This is a genomic window from Aliamphritea spongicola, assembly GCF_017051665.1.
Classification (GTDB): domain Bacteria; phylum Pseudomonadota; class Gammaproteobacteria; order Pseudomonadales; family Balneatricaceae; genus Amphritea; species Amphritea spongicola.
This window is the reverse complement of the sequence record NZ_JAFIDL010000009.1, coordinates 65672-81213: the sequence shown is the minus strand read 5'-3', so window position 1 is coordinate 81213 and position 15542 is coordinate 65672. Positions and strand designations below refer to the sequence as shown.

The 15542-nt window shown below is 51.6% G+C and carries 15 protein-coding genes; 8 read left to right on the top strand and 7 right to left on the bottom strand.

All coding sequences use genetic code 11. From position 1 onward, the window contains the following. Positions 1–93: 93 nt before the first annotated feature. Genes accC through aroQ form a run of 3 tightly spaced genes read right to left on the bottom strand, consistent with a single transcriptional unit; the run spans position 94 to position 2398 of the window. Positions 94–1437 carry an acetyl-CoA carboxylase biotin carboxylase subunit gene (gene accC, locus JYB63_RS20145; protein ID WP_205659730.1) on the bottom strand — a complete coding sequence of 448 codons (1344 nt, stop codon included), beginning with the start codon at positions 1435–1437 and terminating at the stop codon, positions 94–96. 23 nt (positions 1438–1460) lie between these two features. Beyond that, positions 1461–1919 carry an acetyl-CoA carboxylase biotin carboxyl carrier protein gene (accB, locus tag JYB63_RS20140; protein WP_205659729.1) on the bottom strand — a complete coding sequence of 153 codons (459 nt, stop codon included), beginning with the start codon at positions 1917–1919 and terminating at the stop codon, positions 1461–1463. 35 nt (positions 1920–1954) lie between these two features. Continuing rightward, the gene (gene aroQ / locus JYB63_RS20135) at positions 1955–2398 is read right to left on the bottom strand and encodes a type II 3-dehydroquinate dehydratase (protein ID WP_205659728.1); all 444 of its coding nucleotides are present in this window, start codon (positions 2396–2398) and stop codon (positions 1955–1957) included. A gap of 391 nt (positions 2399–2789) precedes the next feature. Between aroQ and JYB63_RS20130 the strand changes: the two genes are divergently transcribed. The 3 genes from JYB63_RS20130 (at position 2790) to JYB63_RS20120 (ending at position 6250) form a co-directional block, all read left to right on the top strand. Further along, positions 2790–3821: a DUF2333 family protein gene (locus JYB63_RS20130; protein WP_205659727.1), complete on the top strand. Its 1032-nt coding sequence runs from the start codon at positions 2790–2792 to the stop codon at positions 3819–3821. Between the two features lie 302 nt (positions 3822–4123). Further along, a complete protein-coding gene (gene upp / locus JYB63_RS20125) occupies positions 4124–4750 on the top strand; it encodes a uracil phosphoribosyltransferase (protein WP_205659726.1) in 627 nt (208 codons plus the stop codon). A gap of 195 nt (positions 4751–4945) precedes the next feature. Then, positions 4946–6250, top strand: a complete 1305-nt coding sequence (locus tag JYB63_RS20120; RefSeq protein ID WP_205659725.1) for a uracil-xanthine permease family protein — start codon at positions 4946–4948, stop codon at positions 6248–6250. Between the two features lie 72 nt (positions 6251–6322). Here JYB63_RS20120 and msrA read toward each other — a convergent pair whose 3' ends face one another. The 4 genes from msrA to gatC form a co-directional block, all read right to left on the bottom strand. Next, the gene (gene msrA, locus JYB63_RS20115) at positions 6323–6793 is read right to left on the bottom strand and encodes a peptide-methionine (S)-S-oxide reductase MsrA (protein WP_205659724.1); all 471 of its coding nucleotides are present in this window, start codon (positions 6791–6793) and stop codon (positions 6323–6325) included. Positions 6794–7087: 294 nt separating this feature from the next. Next, positions 7088–8539: an Asp-tRNA(Asn)/Glu-tRNA(Gln) amidotransferase subunit GatB gene (gene gatB / locus JYB63_RS20110; RefSeq protein WP_205659723.1), complete on the bottom strand. Its 1452-nt coding sequence runs from the start codon at positions 8537–8539 to the stop codon at positions 7088–7090. 96 nt (positions 8540–8635) lie between these two features. Further along, positions 8636–10090, bottom strand: coding sequence for an Asp-tRNA(Asn)/Glu-tRNA(Gln) amidotransferase subunit GatA (gatA, locus tag JYB63_RS20105; RefSeq protein WP_205659722.1), 1455 nt, complete (start codon positions 10088–10090; stop codon positions 8636–8638). Positions 10091–10168: 78 nt separating this feature from the next. After that, positions 10169–10456, bottom strand: coding sequence for an Asp-tRNA(Asn)/Glu-tRNA(Gln) amidotransferase subunit GatC (gatC, locus tag JYB63_RS20100; protein WP_205659721.1), 288 nt, complete (start codon positions 10454–10456; stop codon positions 10169–10171). 431 nt (positions 10457–10887) lie between these two features. On the opposite strand from gatC, the gene JYB63_RS20095 reads away from it, so the two are divergent. From JYB63_RS20095 to rng, 5 genes are all read left to right on the top strand, one after another. Further along, positions 10888–11931 (top strand): rod shape-determining protein, encoded by a 1044-nt coding sequence (locus JYB63_RS20095; protein ID WP_205659720.1) that lies wholly within the window; start codon positions 10888–10890, stop codon positions 11929–11931. A gap of 47 nt (positions 11932–11978) precedes the next feature. Then, positions 11979–12893: a rod shape-determining protein MreC gene (gene mreC / locus JYB63_RS20090; protein ID WP_205659719.1), complete on the top strand. Its 915-nt coding sequence runs from the start codon at positions 11979–11981 to the stop codon at positions 12891–12893. Position 12894: 1 nt separating this feature from the next. Beyond that, positions 12895–13383: a rod shape-determining protein MreD gene (gene mreD, locus JYB63_RS20085; RefSeq protein WP_205659718.1), complete on the top strand. Its 489-nt coding sequence runs from the start codon at positions 12895–12897 to the stop codon at positions 13381–13383. Between the two features lie 17 nt (positions 13384–13400). Then, a complete protein-coding gene (locus JYB63_RS20080; protein WP_205659717.1) occupies positions 13401–13988 on the top strand; it encodes a Maf family protein in 588 nt (195 codons plus the stop codon). Between the two features lie 67 nt (positions 13989–14055). Further along, entirely contained in the window at positions 14056–15537 is a 1482-nt protein-coding gene (gene rng, locus JYB63_RS20075; RefSeq protein ID WP_205659716.1) for a ribonuclease G, read from the top strand. Positions 15538–15542 lie beyond the last annotated feature (5 nt).

The following is a 15542-nucleotide window of genomic DNA, read 5'->3' as shown; positions in this document are numbered from 1 at the left end:
TGCGATGACCGTCTGTTGGCAGATATGCCTGGGGTAACCGGGTTAATGCGTAAAACGGCAGGCAGCGGGGACCGCCGCCTGCATATACCGGGATCAGTCGAGACCCAGTTTCTTTTCCAGATAGTGGATGTTAACGCCGCCTTCAGCGAAGTTTGCATCGCGAACAATATCCTGGTGCAGCGGGATGTTGCACTTGATACCATCGATCAGCATTTCATCCAGCGCGATTTCCATCCGGCGCAGTGCCACTTCACGGGAATCGCCGTAAGTGATCAGTTTTGCGATCAGGGAATCGTAGTGCGGTGGTACGCTGTAGCCGCTGTACAGGTGAGAGTCTACCCGAACACCGATGCCACCCGGGGCATGGAAGTGGGTGATCTTACCAGGGCTTGGCATGAAGGTAACCGGATCTTCAGCGTTGATACGACATTCCACTGCGTGGCCGTTCAGTTTGATATCTTCCTGTTTGATTGTCAGCGGCAGACCTGAAGCGATACGCAGCTGTTCTTTCACGATATCAACACCGGTAACCATTTCTGATACAGGGTGCTCAACCTGAACACGGGTGTTCATTTCGATGAAGTAGAAACGACCGTTTTCATACAGGAATTCGAAAGTACCTGCGCCGCGGTAGTTGATTTCCAGGCAGGCATCAACACAGCTTTGCAGTACCTGAGCGCGTGCTTCCGGATCCAGGTGCGGTGCAGGTGCTTCTTCAACCACTTTCTGGTGACGACGCTGCAAAGAGCAGTCGCGGTCGTACAGATGGATGGCGTTGCCCTGGCCGTCAGACAGTACCTGAACTTCTACGTGACGTGGGTTTTCCAGGAATTTTTCCATGTAAACCGTATCGTCACCGAAGGCCGCTTTCGCCTCCGCCTTGGTTACGTAAATGGCATTCAGCAGGTGCGCTTCGTTGTGAACAACACGCATACCACGTCCACCACCACCGGCAGCCGCCTTGATGATGACCGGATAGCCGATACGGCGGCCAATCGCCAGTACTTCTTCGCTGTCTTCCGGCAGTTCGCCGTCAGAGCCTGGTACAGTCGGTACGCCTGCTTTCTGCATCGCTTCGATTGCTGATACCTTGTCGCCCATCAGGCGAATGGTGTCAGCTTTCGGGCCGATAAATGCAAAGCCACTCTGTTCAGCGCGCTCAGCGAAATCAGCGTTTTCTGCCAGGAAACCGTAACCCGGGTGGATACCCGTAGAATCGGTAACTTCAGCAGCGGCAATGATAGCCGGAATGTTCAGATAGCTTTGCGGTGACGGTGCAGGGCCGATACATACAGCTTCGTCCGCCAGGCGAACATGCATCAGGTCACGGTCTGCTGTGGAATGGATAGCAACAGTTTTGATGCCAAGTTCCTTACAGGCCCGCAGGATGCGCAAAGCGATCTCGCCACGGTTGGCAATGACTACTTTTTCTAACATATTGTTATGATCCTGTGGCTGATTTATACGATGGTCACCAGCGGCTGATCGAATTCAACAGGCTGGCCGTCTTCAACCAAAATGGCTTCAACAACACCGGACTTGTCTGCTTCGATCTGGTTCATCATCTTCATCGCTTCAACGATGCAGATCGGGTCGCCAGCTTTAACAGTAGAACCTACTTCGATGAAAGCCGGAGAGGTTGGGGAAGGTGCACGGTAGAAGGTACCAACCATTGGTGATTTAACCGCATGGTTGTTGTTTGCCGGTGCAGCAGGGGCTGCTTCAGCAGCAGGTGCAGCAGCCGGAGCTGGCGCAGCAGCGGCAACAGCAACAGGTGCCGGTGCAGCAGCAACAGGCGCTGCAACCAGGTTAGAACCGCGGCTGATGCGTACGGATTCTTCACCTTCTTTGATTTCAATTTCGTTGATGTTTGACTCTTCCAGCAACTCGATCAGTTTTTTTACTTTGCGAATGTCCATGCTAATGCAGTGCTCTATTTAGTAAATTCAGATGATTAGGGTTTTTCCAGCCGGCTGATGGCCGACTGCAGTGCTAATTCGTATCCCTGGGTGCCCAGACCGCAGATAACGCCAACAGCTACATCAGATAGATATGAGTGGCTGCGAAAAGTTTCTCTGGCGTGTACATTCGAAATGTGAATTTCGATGAAAGGGATTGCGACCCCCAGCAACGCATCACGTAATGCCACACTGGTGTGGGTGAAAGCTGCCGGGTTAATGATAATGAAGTCTGTCTGTTCGTCGCGGGCCTGGTGAATCCGGTCAATCAGAACGTGTTCAGCATTACTTTGCAGAGATTCCAGCTGGTGGCCGCTCTGCATAGCGAGTGACTGTAAACGCACGTTGATGTCCTGGAGTGTAGTGGTGCCGTATACCTCAGGTTCCCGGGTGCCGAGAAGGTTAAGGTTGGGACCGTTCAGAACAAGGATTTTAGCCATTAAATTGCCTTAGTGACGCGTTAGTCAGACTTCAAAAGCGTTCAGGGTTGGGGTTTGAGACCCCTTAAGACTGGCTAGTGTGCCGGAAAAGAATGGGGCTGTAAACAGTTCCTGCATTTATTGTGTTTTCTCTGCCAGTTTGCAGAAGTTGCCAGTGCTTTCTGTACATTATTTGACTAGTTAACCGGTTGAAACTGGTGGTTAAGGCCCTATTTATACAGACAGGGTTAAGCCCTTTGCTGTAAATTTCTGACCGGTTGGAAAGTTTATACTGCAGGCAGGGTTTTAAGTATCTTCCGGTGAACGTTAATAAATGTTAAGGAACATTGACCCGGTGTCAGATATCATAGATATTGCGCGCGATAACGCGACTTATTAAGAGGGGTTCAGGATGGAATGGTTACAGCGGACGTGGTTACGTCTGTGGGATAGTATGACCGCAGTTACATTAGGTATTAAAGGTGTGGGTGTCGTTATAGCGGCGCTGTTTCTGTATCTGGTAGTCGCGACCGGTCTGGGAATGTACTGGAGCCTGGAACCTGCACCGTTCGAGGTTCGTTTGGAGCTGGCGGAAGATGGCCAGACACCTGTTGTGGGCACCGCTACCCTGAATGCACTGGTGGGCATTACCGAGGTGCTGCTCGATAAGCCAGGTGGGTATTTATATAACGACCGGATGCCACCGGGCCTCTGGCTGGATAACATTCCTAACTGGGAGTTCGGTGTGCTGGTTCAGGCGCGGGATATGGCCCGGGCATTACGGAAAGACTTCAGCCGTTCTCAGTCTCAGTCGACTGAAGACCCTGACCTGATTGAAGCTGAACCGCTGCTGCATTTTGACAATAACAGCTGGTTACTGCCGGCTACTGAATCTGAATACCGTAAAGGTGTGAAAGCGTTGCTGGCTTATGAGGCACGTCTGGCGCGCAATGACGACGCTGCTCAGTTCTATGCCCGTGCCGATAACCTGCGTGGCTGGCTTGCGGATGTATCTACCCGTCTGGGCAGTCTGTCACAGCGTTTAAGTGCCAGTGTGGGTCAGAAGCGGGTGAATACGGATCTGGCCGGTGATAATGAGGCACGTCAGTCTACCGCTGCTGCCGGTGAGCTGGAAATCAAAACACCGTGGATGAAAATCGATGATGTGTTCTATGAAGCCCGCGGTACGTCCTGGGCACTGATTCATTTGCTCAAAGCCGTTGAGCAGGATTTTGCGCCGGCCCTTGAAAAGAAAAATGCACTGGTCAGCCTGCGTCAGATCATTCGTGAGCTGGAGGCTACTCAGTCAACTATCTGGAGTCCGGTCATTCTGAATGGTACGGAATTCGGTTTTCTGTCGAATCATTCACTGGTGATGGCGTCTTACATTTCCCGGGCGAATGCGGCAATCATCGATTTGCGTGATTTGTTATCTCAGGGGTAACTTAACCACTGTACAGTGTTCTGCGTCACAGCATGTTTCGCAGAATCGACTATTCTTAAAGCCGGCTTTTTAACAGCCGGCTTTTTTGTTTTGATCTGACGGTAAAATTCTGACTAATTGGTAAGACATTTGCTGCATTTGTCAGTATCATGCCCGGCTAATTAATGTTACCTGTTTTGTGATGTAAAAAGCGTGCCAGTTTTAGCTCTGCTTTCAGGCGTCGGTGCGCTTGTTTCTCGGCACCCGAACGTAACAGGTAACGGCTGTGTCGTTTAATTATTTTGATTTCTGGTGAGAACAACATGCGTGTTAATGAGATAAACCATCCTCTGGTAAAACACAAATTGGGCCTGATGCGGGCAGCAAGCGTTAGCACCCGTAGCTTTCGTCAGTTGGCGGCAGAGGTAGGCTGTTTGCTGACCTATGAAGCGACTAAAGATCTGGCGACCGAAGAGTATCAGCTGGAAGGCTGGTGCGGTGAAATTACGGCAGAGCGTATCAAGGGTAAGAAGATTACCGTTGTGCCGATTCTGCGTGCCGGTATTGGCATGCTGGACGGCGTGCTTGATCTGGTGCCAAGCGCAAAGATCAGTGTAGTAGGTTTGTACCGGGATGAAGAAACCCTGCAGCCTGTTGCTTATTTTGAAAAGCTGGCACACGACATTGATGAGCGGATGGCGCTGATCATTGATCCGATGCTGGCAACGGGCGGTTCAATGAACGCCACCATTGATATGCTGAAGAAAGCAGGTTGTACCAGCATCCGTGCGCTGGTGCTGGTGGCTGCGCCTGAAGGTGTGAAGGCTGTTCAGGATGCTCATCCTGACGTGGAAATCTTCACCGCAGCACTGGATAGCCATCTGAATGAGCAGGGGTACATTATTCCTGGTCTGGGTGATGCCGGTGATAAGATCTTCGGTACTAAGTAAGTTATCAGTGAGCCGGATATGGTCCGGTTTACAGTGTGAATTTGGTGCAGGGCTCAGGGCCGCTGCATCTGAGCCCGGGACAGTTCTGCTGATCCCGGGTTTTTATAAGTTCTGCATCTTCGGAGGCAGAGAATAATAACCGTGGCAAGCTGTGCTTTGGCAGCATTGCCCCACAGGATGAGTAAGGTCTGAAGAATGAGTGATTCTAATACCGTGAATCTGGCGCCTGAACCGCTTTGGCGGACAGTGCTGGCCGGATCGCAGATGTTGTTTGTTGCGTTCGGTGCACTGGTGTTGATGCCGTTGCTGACGGGTATGGACCCAAGCGTTGCGCTGTTTACGGCGGGTCTCGGAACCCTGATGTTTCAGTTTGTAACTAAGCGTCAGGTGCCGGTATTTCTGGCGTCTTCTTTCGTATTTATCGCACCGATAATTTACAGCACTAAAACCTGGGGTATGGCTGCCACACTGGGCGCTTTGTTTTGTGCAGGCCTGGTATATATGCTGCTGGCACTGATTGTTAAGGTGCGTGGCGCAGGTTTTCTGCACCGCCTGCTTCCGCCAGTGGTTGTAGGCCCTGTGATCATGGTGATTGGCCTTGGTCTGGCGCCGATTGCGGTGAATATGGCGATGGGTAAAGCCGGTGATGGCAGCATTGAACTGTTCCCGTATGCGGATGCGATGATCGTTTCAATGTCTGCGCTGGTGACGACCTTGCTGGTGGCGACTTTAGGTCAGGGAATCTTCCGTCTGCTGCCGATCCTGTCGGGTGTGGTTGTTGGTTATATCGTTGCGCATTTTATGGGTATGGTTAACTACGACATTGTAGCTGCAGCGCCGTTAATCGCAGTGCCCGCATTTGTGATGCCAGAGTTTCAGTGGCAGGCGATTCTGTTCATGATTCCGGTTGCAATTGCGCCGGCGATTGAGCACGTGGGTGACGTGCTGGCGATTGGTAATGTGACCGGTAAGGATTACATCAAGAAGCCGGGTCTGCACCGGACGCTGTTTGGTGATGGTATCGCGACGTCTGCTGCTGCGCTGTTTGGCGGACCGCCAAATACAACCTATTCAGAAGTGACCGGCGCAGTGATGCTGACCCGTTCATTTAACCCGATGATTATGGTGTGGGCGGCTATCTTCGCAATTGCGCTGGCCTTTGTTGCCAAGTTTGGCATCCTGCTGCAGACCATTCCGGCACCGGTAATGGGTGGTATTCTGATCCTGCTGTTTGGTTCTATTGCGGCTGTGGGTATGAACACACTGATTAAAGCTAAAGTGGATCTGGCGCAGCAGCGTAACCTGGTGATTGTGGCTACTACTCTGGTGTTCGGTATCGGCGGTATGGTTGTTGGCAATGGCGAATTCAGCATGCAGGGTGTAAGCCTGTGTGGTCTGGTAGCAATTGTCCTGAACCTGATTTTGCCAATGGGTCAGGTGGCTGATGATCTGAGCGAAGAGAAAGCAGTGGTTGATGATCTGGTAGATCACGCCAAGTAACTGTTACTAAACAAAAAAGCGCGCTGGGTAACCGTCGCGCTTTTTTTGTGTCTGTATCCAGGCGGGCGTTTATCAGATGCTGCAGCCGCTCATGCCTTTTTTCGCCAGATACTGCTGGTGATATTCCTCAGCCCGCCAGAAATGCTGGGCCGGCTCTATCAGGGTAACTATGGGGTTACCGAAAATACCGCTTTTATCCAGAACGGCAAGGCTTTGTTCTGCCATGATTCGCTGAGTGTCATCATGATAGAAAATAGCTGAGCGGTATTGATCGCCCACATCAGGCCCCTGTCGGTTCAGTGTGGTTGGGTCGTGCATCTGCCAGAACAGGTCGAGCAGGGCATCATAGTCAGTTGCCTGATCATCAAACTCAACCTGAATGACTTCGGCGTGGCCGGTGCCTTTTTGGCAGATTTCTTCGTAGGTTGGGTTTTCAGTGTGCCCGCCCATATAGCCAACGGCTGTGCCGGTGACTCCGGGATGTTGGCTGAAGCGGGCTTCGACACCCCAGAAACAGCCTGCAGCAAAAGTGGCAATTGGCATAAAATGATACTCCTGTAATGTGAGCACCGGATGGGGAGCGTTTGTCGCCTGTATCCCGGTCTCGTCTGTTTTCTTCGTGCCAGTTAGCGGTATACACGATTGTTAAAGTTTAATACACAGTTTTGATCCGGTGCGCCGGCTAAAGTTCGTTGACGGGACTGTTTGTGCGTATGAGTTTATGTGCAGTTAGTATTTTAGTCCGGTTGTCGGGGTTGTGGAGGTGAGGTGTTTTTGAGAGGCGAAAAAAAACCGCTGCCAGCCTGGCTGACAACGGTTTTCTGATGATTTGCTGAATTACACTAACTGATCCAGCTTCTGTTTCAGCAGGCCCTGTACCTGTCCAGGATTGGCTTTACCCTGTGAGGCCTGCATGACCTTACCCATAAAGAAGCCGATCATCTTGCCACGCTTCTCCGGTTCAGCGTTTACATACTGATCTACCTGAGGCTGGTTGGCAGCAATCACTTCATCCACCATGGCTTCAATGGCACCGGTGTCGGTAACCTGCTTCAGACCTTTGGCTTCAATGACCTGATCGGCATCACCTTCACCGGCCCACATCGCTTCGAATACCTGCTTGGCAATTTTGCCGGAAATGGTGTTGTCGCTGATACGCAGTAGCAGGCCGCCCAGCATATCTGCGGTTACCGGCGCATCGGTAATTGCTGTGTCTGTCTGGTTCAGGTGCTTGGAGACTTCGCCCATTACCCAGTTGGCAGCCAGTTTGGCGTCTTTAGCTGTTGCAGCCGAAGTTTCAAAGTATTCGCTCAGGTTACGGTCGGCAGACAGTACCATGGCGTCATAATCGCTCAGGCTGTATTCGCTGACGAAGCGCTCGCGGCGGGCGTCCGGCAGTTCCGGCAGGTTGGCGCGAAGCTGTTCGATGTATTCTTCATCGATGACAATCGGCAGCAGATCAGGACATGGGAAGTAACGGTAATCGTTTGCTTCTTCCTTGCTCCGCATAGAACGGGTTTCGTCTTTGTTGGCATCGTAAAGGCGGGTTTCCTGGGTAATCCGGCCGCCGTCTTCCAGAATGTCGATTTGCCGTTCGATTTCACCCTTGATGGCTTTTTCGATAAAGCGGAAAGAGTTGATGTTCTTGGTTTCAGTACGGTTGCCGAATTCTTCTTCACCCTTGAGGCGAACAGAAACGTTACAGTCACAGCGGAAGGAGCCTTCTGCCATGTTGCCGTCGCAAATGCCCAGGTTGGTTACGATGGCGTGGATTTTACGTACGTAAGCAACGGCTTCAGCGGCACTGCGCATATCCGGCTCAGAGACGATTTCCAGCAGCGGTGTACCGGCACGGTTCAGGTCGATGCCGGTCATATCCGGGAATTCTTCATGCAGGGATTTACCCGCATCTTCTTCCAGGTGCGCTCGGGTAACGCCAACACGCTTGGTGGTGCCGTCATCCAGCTGAATGTCTACGCGGCCCACGCCCACGATCGGGTGGAACAGCTGGCTGGTCTGATAGCCTTTTGGCAGATCCGGGTAAAAGTAGTTTTTACGGTCGAACACTGAAGTGCGGCCAATTTCAGCGTCGATAGCCAGGCCAAACATGGTGGCCATGCGCAGGGCTTCAGCATTGAAGACCGGCAGGGTGCCTGGCAGTGCCAGGTCAATGGCGCAGGCCTGGGTGTTTGGTTCCGCACCGAAAGCGGTGCTGGCGCCGGAAAAGATTTTTGACTTGGTGGCCAGTTGGGCATGAATTTCAAGCCCGATGACTGCTTCCCATTCCATTTTTATAAACCTCTTTGTTTGAATGTCCGGTGAGTAATCTCGAACGCGGAAATTCAGGGTGCGCATCAGCGCGGTAATTGTTCATTGTCGCGAGTGTTACGCGATGCCTTCCGGTGCTTTCGTGTGCCAGTCAGTTGCTTGCTGGAACATGTGAGCAACATTCAGCAGGCGGCTTTCAGCCAGGTAGTTGCCGATAATCTGCAGGCCAACCGGTAAGCCGTTACTGAAACCACATGGCACAGACATACCTGGCAGGCCGGCAAGGTTCAGGGAGATTGTGAAGATATCTTCCATATACATGGCCACAGGGTCAGCACTTTTCTCGCCCAGTTTCCAGGACGGATGAGGCGTAGTCGGGCCCATGATGACATCCACTTCTGCCAGTGCGTTGGCAAAGTCCTGCTGAATCAGGCGGCGGATCTGCAATGCTTTTTTGTAATAAGCATCGTAGAAGCCTTCTGAAAGGGCGTAAGTGCCTACCATGATACGGCGCTGTACTTCCGGTCCGAAACCTTCACCACGGCTGCGCTTGTACAGGTCTTCCAGATCAACCGGATTTTCACAGCGGTAACCGTAGCGTACGCCGTCGAAGCGGGACAGGTTAGATGATGCTTCTGCCGGTGCCACAATGTAGTAAGCCGGAATTGCCAGGTGGGTGTTAGGCAGGCTGATTTCTTTAATCTCAGCACCCATTGCTTCGTATTCTTTAATCGCAGCCTGAACTTGCTCAGCGATACCTGCATCAATGCCTTCGCCGAAGTACTCTTTTGGCAGGCCGATTTTCAGGCCTTGCAGCGGCTGGTTCAGATCGGCGGTAAAGTCCGGTACTGCTTTATCCAGGCTGGTGGAGTCTTTCGGGTCGAAGCCGGCCATGACATTCAGCATCATGGCGGCGTCTTCTGCAGTACGGGTCATCGGGCCGCCCTGGTCCAGGGAGGAGGCGAATGCGACCATACCGAACCGGGAAACCCGGCCATAGGTTGGTTTAATACCGGTGATGCCGGTCAGTGCTGCAGGCTGACGAATAGAGCCGCCGGTGTCTGTACCGGTTGCTGCCGGAGCCAGACGTGCTGCAACGGCCGCGGCAGAGCCACCGGAAGAGCCGCCGGGAACCCGGTCGGTGTCCCAGGGGTTGCGGGACGGACCATAGAAGCTGGATTCGTTGGACGAACCCATGGCGAATTCGTCCATGTTGGTTTTGCCCAGCGTAACTGCGCCAGCCTGGTTGAATTTCTCCACTACCGTGGCGTTATACGGTGAGATGAAGTTGTCCAGCATTTTGGAGCCACAGCTGGTGCGAACGCCTTCAGTGCAGAACAGGTCTTTATGGGCGATTGGCAAACCGGTAAATGGGCCGGCTTCACCGTTAGCACGCTGAGCATCTGCTGCTTTTGCCTGCTCTAAGGCTTGTTCTTCAGTGACGCTGATGTAGCTGTTATAACGGCTGTCCTGTTCGTTAATGCGCTGCAGGTAGGCCTGGGTAAGTTCGACGCTGCTGAATTCGCCGCTTTCCAGCCCCTGTGCCAGTTCGGCAAGTGTTTTTTCAAACATGGTAATGGGTGATCCTTAAATCGAAATTCGGGTAACGGGCTCAGTGACACTTCTCGTTGCAGAGAACCTGAGCAGAGGTTATTCGATAACCTTCGGAACCTGGAACAGGCCGTTTTCAACAGCAGGTGCAACGGTTTGCAAATGGTCGCGCTTGTTAGGTTCACTCACTTCGTCAGTGCGCAGGCGCTGAACTGCATCCAGCGGGTGTGACATAGGCGCTACATCAGCGGTATCCACAGCCTGCATCTGATTGACTAAGTCCAGAATGCTGGAAAGGGTCGTGGTGTATTCCGGGATGTCCTGCTCGTTGATTTGCAGGCGCGCCAGGTGGGCGATTTTTTCCACGTCTGAGCGATCTAGTGCCATGGTTGGATACTCATAAAACTTATTAAAAGATTAGCTCGGGAATTCTGCCTGAGCACAGCGGTGAAAGCCATGGGCAAAATACGCCGTTTGCGTTGATTTCAGTCTTGCTTAAATAACCTGAACTGAATGCATTATCTGCTGTCACCAGCATGGCTGATAGCAGCGAAGCCGGAGGCTTGAATGCACCTCAGTGTGAATTCGTAAGATTATCTATAGCTTATTGAAAATAAAGCGCTACGTTAACACATTTGTTGCTTGCCCAAAATCCCCGCCATTGCTACAGTGGGACATTTTTAAGAGGAAGCTGCGAACAGCTCCGGAACACCTCTGATTTTTAGAGTAAATCTTCAAACTATTTCGCAGGTTTCATAGTCATAGCGCAGTCTTTTTTGCGCCGCTAGAGTAAGATATTCAGGTAAGGCGGACAGTCAATGTTTAAAAAAATTCGCGGGATTTTTTCCAGTGATCTATCTATCGATTTAGGGACAGCAAACACCCTTATCTATGTTCGCGATAAAGATATCGTACTCAATGAACCTTCTGTGGTGGCGATTCGCCAGAGCGGCAACGGTGCGCAGAAAGCGGTTGCGGCAGTCGGTACCGATGCTAAACGTATGCTGGGCCGTACCCCGGGTAACATCACTGCTATCCGTCCAATGAAAGACGGTGTAATTGCCGACTTCCACGTCACTGAAAAAATGCTACAGCACTTTATCAGCAAGGTTCATGATAATAATTTCCTGACACCGAGCCCTCGGGTTCTGGTGTGTGTGCCATGTCAGTCAACCCAGGTTGAGCGTCGGGCAATTAAAGAATCAGCCATGGGCGCAGGTGCCCGTGAGGTTTACCTGATTGAAGAGCCAATGGCTGCGGCAATCGGTGCAGGTTTGCCAGTTGAGGAAGCGAACGGTTCAATGGTTGTGGATATCGGTGGTGGTACTACTGAAATCGCGATCATTTCCCTGAACGGTATTGTTTACGCGGAATCTGTCCGTGTGGGCGGTGACCGTTTTGATGAAGGCATCGTTACTTACATTCGCCGTAACTACGGCAGCCTGATTGGTGATGCAACTGCAGAGCGGATCAAGCAGGAGATTGGTACCGCGTACCCGGCTGCTGAGACCCGTGAAATTGATGTTCGTGGCCGTAATCTGGCTGAAGGTATTCCCCGTAGCTTTACCCTGAACAGTAACGAAATTATGGAAGCGCTGCAGGAGCCGCTGTCTGCCATTGTGCAGTCGGTGAAAAGTGCTCTGGAACAGTGTCCGCCGGAACTGGCGTCTGATATCGCTGAGCGCGGTATTGTACTGACCGGTGGTGGTGCGTTGCTGCGTAATCTGGACAAGCTGATCAGTGAAGAGACCGGTCTGCCGGTAATCGTTGCAGAAGATCCGCTGACCTGTGTTGCCCGTGGTGGCGGTCGTGCGCTTGAGCTGCTGGACAAGCATGCCTTTGAGTTACTGACATACGAATAAAATTGCTATGCTGAAAATGAGCTTCAGGAACAGTGTCTGCCTGACTGATGGTTTTCAGGAGGTGTGGCATTAGCAGTATCTTCAGAAGCGGGTCCTTAAAGGCCCGCTTTGTTATTTTATTAGTCCTCGCAATTGCGCTTGTGGTGCTTGACCTTAAATGGGCCAAGATGAATCAGACACGTGCATACCTCTCTCTGGCGATTACACCATTACAGTGGCTGGTGGATACTCCTGCACAGGTGGCGGATGAGCTCAGTGATGTGCTGATTACCCGGACGCAGCTGATTGAAGAGAACCGTCAGTTACGTCAGGAAGCGCTGTTGCTGAAACGTAAAGTTCTTCAGGTGTCTGCGCTGACTGCTGAAAACGTGCGTTTACGTGAACTGCTCAATGGCAGTCAGCGACTGGCAAATGATGTAACGCTGACTGAACTGATTGGTATTAATCCGGATCCGTTCCAGCATCAGGTTGTTCTGAATAAAGGTTCAGAAGATGACGTGTATGTAGGGCAGGCTGTATTAGATGCAGGCGGTATTATGGGGCAGATTATTGAATTGTCTCACTATACCAGCCGGGCAATGCTGATTACCGATTCCCGGCATGCGATTCCTGTGGAGGTAAACCGTAACGGTTTCCGTTCTATTGCGCTGGGTAACGGTTCTGTTGACGAGCTTGAACTGGGGCATGTACCTGATACTGCCGATGTCCGTGAAGGTGACTTGCTGGTGTCTTCAGGCCTGGGCGGACGTTTTCCTCGCGGCTATCCTGTGGCACGAATTACCAGTGTTAAGCGGGACCCGGGGCAGACCTTTGCTACCGTTAAAGCTAAACCGACTGCCCGGCTAAATAAGAGCCGGCATATCCTGCTGGTGGATTTGTCAGAACAGCAGCCTGAGCCCTTACCGCTTGCCGGAGAGCTAGTCACTGAGGAGGCTGACGCCGCTGCTCAGCCTGAGTCCTGAGGTGAGTCAGCATGAGCCGGGTGGCGGCGCGATCATTTTTGGTACCTTTCTATTGGGGCTGATGCTCAGTCAGGTACCTTTACCTACATCTGTCGAGTGGTTCCGTCCTGAGTGGGTGGTCATTATTCTGATTTACTGGGTGATGGCGTTACCTGAACGGGTCGGACTGGGCAGTGCCGCCTTACTGGGGCTGGCGCTGGATATTATTAAAGGCATTCCGCTGGGCCTGAATGTGATCGCCCTGCTGGTGGTTGCCTATCTGACACTGATGCTGCACCGGCGTTTGCGGATGTTCCCTCTGTGGCAGCAAGCTTTCGTTGTAATGATTCTGGTGGGCATTAATCAGTTATTGTTTAACTGGTTCCATGGTCTTATCGGCACCCGCAGTGACAGTCTGATCTTTTTATTGCCGGCGCTGATCAGTGCCATTTTATGGCCATGGATGTTTGTTATTCTGCGTGGCCTACGGCGTACTTTCAGGGTCAGTTAACCAGACAGGATTTTTAAATGTTCGATCTTATTCTTGCATCTGCTTCACCCCGTCGCCGCGAATTGTTGCAGCAGATAGGCGTGTGTTTTGATGTACAGCCTGTTGATATACCCGAAGTAAAGCAGCCAGATGAAAGCGCTGCTGATTTTGTAAAGCGACTGGCTGTTGAGAAAGCGACCGCCGGCTGGGAGCGGAGTGACCGGCGTTTACCTGTACTGGGTTCTGATACCGTGGTAGTGCTTGATGATCAGGTGATGGGTAAGCCCCGTGACCGTGATGATGGCATTGCAATGCTGCAAGCACTTTCCGGGCGCGAGCATCAGGTTATGACGGCCTTGGCTATAGTTAATAATGAACAAACACAGGTGCGTGCAGTCTCAACCCGTGTACAGTTTAAAGAACTGTCTGAAGAGTTATGCCTGAGGTACTGGGAAACCGGTGAACCGGCAGATAAAGCCGGTGGTTACGGTATCCAGGGACTGGGCGCTGTGTTTGTTGCCAGTATAAGCGGAAGTTATTCGTCTGTTGTCGGTTTGCCGCTGACCGAAACTGCAGACCTGTTAAATATTTTTAAGGTGCCGTTCTGGCAGCGCGCAGCAGAATAAATGTCATGACAATGTAATAACTCCGGCTGATAGTTTCTGTATAGCGGCAAATACGTAAGGATAGATGATGAGCGAAGAGATACTGATTAACTTTACCCCGATGGAAACCCGGGTAGCAGTCATTGAGAACGGAATGCCGCAGGAGATTTACATAGAACGGGCAGAGCGTCGCGGCATTGTCGGCAATATTTATAAGGGTAAGGTTGTCCGGGTATTACCGGGTATGCAAGCGGCGTTTGTTGATATTGGGCTGGAGCGGGCGGCATTTATACACGTTGATGAGTTGCAGCGGCCTGATTCAGCGGATGATTCAGGTAAAGCCAATATTGCCATTAACCACCTGTTGCGCGAAGGTCAGCCACTGGTTGTGCAGGTGACTAAAGATCCTCTGGGTACCAAAGGTGCCCGTCTGACCACCAATCTTTCCATTCCTTCCCGATATCTGGTGTATATGCCAGGCAATGAGCATATTGGCATCTCCCAGCGAATTGAAGACAGTGACGAACGTGACCGGTTACGCAATCTGGTTGAAAAAGCGGTTGCTGATCTTGGTCAGGACGGTGATACCAATATTGGTGGTTTTATCTTACGTACGGTGTCAGAAGGTGCCTGTGAACAGGAGCTGACACTGGATATTCAGTTCCTTTGCCGTTTATGGCGTGCGGTGGAGCGTAAGATTAAAGAGTCTCCGGTGGCATCGATTATCTATGAAGATCTGCCACTGAATATGCGTGCGCTGCGAGATATGGCCCATGCCGGTGTTGAACGTATCCGGATTGATTCTAAAGAGACTTTTCAGAAGTCGGTGGATTTTGCTGCGGCACTGGTACCACAGATTGGCGATATTCTTGAGTATTATCCCGGCGAACGGCCGATCTTCGATCTTTATAATATCGAAGAGGAAATTCAGAAAGCCCTTGGTCGTAAGGTTGAATTGAAGTCCGGCGGCTATCTGATTTTTGATCAGACCGAGGCCATGACGACGGTGGATATTAATACCGGCGCTTATGTGGGCCACCGTAACCTTGAAGAGACGATATTCAAAACCAATCTTGAAGCGGCGACGGCAATAGGCCGTCAGCTGCGTTTACGGAATCTGGGTGGCATCATCATTATTGATTTCATTGATATGGTGGATGAAGACCATCAGCGTCAGGTGTTACGGACGCTGGAGCGGGTATTGGAAAAGGATCATGTAAAGTGCAAGCTTACCGGTGTTTCTGAGCTGGGGTTGGTGGAAATGACCCGTAAACGTACCCGGGAAAGCCTTGAGCATGTGCTGTGTCAGCCCTGTAATCACTGTCAGGGGCGTGGTTCGATCAAAACACCGGAAACTGTCTGTTATGAGATTTTCCGGGAAATTCTGCGTCAGCACCGGGCCTATGATACCGACAGCTACCTGGTGCTTGCTTCGGAGTCCGTGGTGGATATGCTGCAGGATGATGCTTCGGATCATGTGGCGGAGCTGGAGGCATTCATCGGTAAGTCAATCCGTTTCCAGGCTGAATCCATGTATAGCCCTGAGCACTATGACGTGGTGCTACGGTAATTACC

What these genes read in the sequence shown, in the direction of transcription:
- upp (WP_205659726.1), top strand. Translation starts at nt 4,124, where the DNA reads ATGCGTGTTAATGAGATAAACCATCCTCTGGTAAAACACAAATTGGGC.
- msrA (WP_205659724.1), bottom strand. Translation starts at nt 6,793, where the DNA reads ATGCCAATTGCCACTTTTGCTGCAGGCTGTTTCTGGGGTGTCGAAGCC.
- gatC (WP_205659721.1), bottom strand. Translation starts at nt 10,456, where the DNA reads ATGGCACTAGATCGCTCAGACGTGGAAAAAATCGCCCACCTGGCGCGC.
- accB (WP_205659729.1), bottom strand. Translation starts at nt 1,919, where the DNA reads ATGGACATTCGCAAAGTAAAAAAACTGATCGAGTTGCTGGAAGAGTCA.
- JYB63_RS20130 (WP_205659727.1), top strand. Translation starts at nt 2,790, where the DNA reads ATGGAATGGTTACAGCGGACGTGGTTACGTCTGTGGGATAGTATGACC.
- gatA (WP_205659722.1), bottom strand. Translation starts at nt 10,090, where the DNA reads ATGTTTGAAAAAACACTTGCCGAACTGGCACAGGGGCTGGAAAGCGGC.
- JYB63_RS20095 (WP_205659720.1), top strand. Translation starts at nt 10,888, where the DNA reads ATGTTTAAAAAAATTCGCGGGATTTTTTCCAGTGATCTATCTATCGAT.
- gatB (WP_205659723.1), bottom strand. Translation starts at nt 8,539, where the DNA reads ATGGAATGGGAAGCAGTCATCGGGCTTGAAATTCATGCCCAACTGGCC.
- JYB63_RS20120 (WP_205659725.1), top strand. Translation starts at nt 4,946, where the DNA reads ATGAGTGATTCTAATACCGTGAATCTGGCGCCTGAACCGCTTTGGCGG.
- JYB63_RS20080 (WP_205659717.1), top strand. Translation starts at nt 13,401, where the DNA reads ATGTTCGATCTTATTCTTGCATCTGCTTCACCCCGTCGCCGCGAATTG.
- rng (WP_205659716.1), top strand. Translation starts at nt 14,056, where the DNA reads ATGAGCGAAGAGATACTGATTAACTTTACCCCGATGGAAACCCGGGTA.
- mreC (WP_205659719.1), top strand. Translation starts at nt 11,979, where the DNA reads ATGGTTTTCAGGAGGTGTGGCATTAGCAGTATCTTCAGAAGCGGGTCC.
- aroQ (WP_205659728.1), bottom strand. Translation starts at nt 2,398, where the DNA reads ATGGCTAAAATCCTTGTTCTGAACGGTCCCAACCTTAACCTTCTCGGC.
- accC (WP_205659730.1), bottom strand. Translation starts at nt 1,437, where the DNA reads ATGTTAGAAAAAGTAGTCATTGCCAACCGTGGCGAGATCGCTTTGCGC.